Here is a 704-nt window from a genome sequence, read left to right as displayed (position 1 = left end):
CCCGTTAGCACAATGCGGCTGCCGATCTATGCCAGCAGCCGCGTCTTAGTTGTTTATTGAGCTATAGGTACTCGATGGTTCAACAAGTTTTTTCTCTCGTATACATGGAAAAAATAATTGTAAGGATTTTTTTCATCTTTAATCCCTTTTTCAACAGATACTTCTTTCCATTCATCAAAATCAACTATTGGGAAAAATGTATCTCCTTCGAACTCATGATGAATTTCTGTAACGTACATCTTCTCGACATATGGCAAGAACATATCATAAATCTGTTCTCCACCGAAAATAAAAATCTCTACTTCATTTTCACACAACTTAAATACATCTTCGATTGAATGGGTAATTTCACAACCCTCAAAGCTAAAGTCCTTATCTCTAGTCAAAATAATATTCCTTCTGTTAGGTAAAGCCCTTCCGATTGATTGAAGGTTTTTTCTACCTAATATGATTGGATGTCCTTTTGTAGTGTTTTTAACATGTTCCCAATCACTGGGTATTCTCCAAGGAATGTCGTTGCCCTTGCCGATTACTCTATTCTTATCCATCGCAACAATTAAAGAAATTATCAATATAACCACATCCTTTTAACCTATTTTACTATGTATTATTTATTTCATAAATGAACTTCCTTGTTAAACTAATCTCCCTTTAGCTTAGCGAAGGCTGCCTCGCGGCAGCCATTCTAGATTTAACTATCGTTC

The 704-nt window shown here is 35.5% G+C and carries 1 protein-coding gene; it reads right to left on the bottom strand.

The window, feature by feature from the left end:
• Positions 1 to 53 precede the first annotated feature (53 nt).
• Positions 54 to 572, bottom strand: a complete 519-nt coding sequence (gene dfr, locus OB236_RS10670; RefSeq protein WP_262683982.1) for a DfrD/DfrG/DfrK family trimethoprim-resistant dihydrofolate reductase — start codon at positions 570 to 572, stop codon at positions 54 to 56.
• Between the last annotated feature and the right edge of the window lie 132 nt (positions 573 to 704).

The organism is Paenibacillus baimaensis (assembly GCF_025567575.1).
The sequence above is the reverse complement of the archived record's forward strand: the minus strand, read 5'-3'. Positions and strand labels throughout refer to the sequence as shown.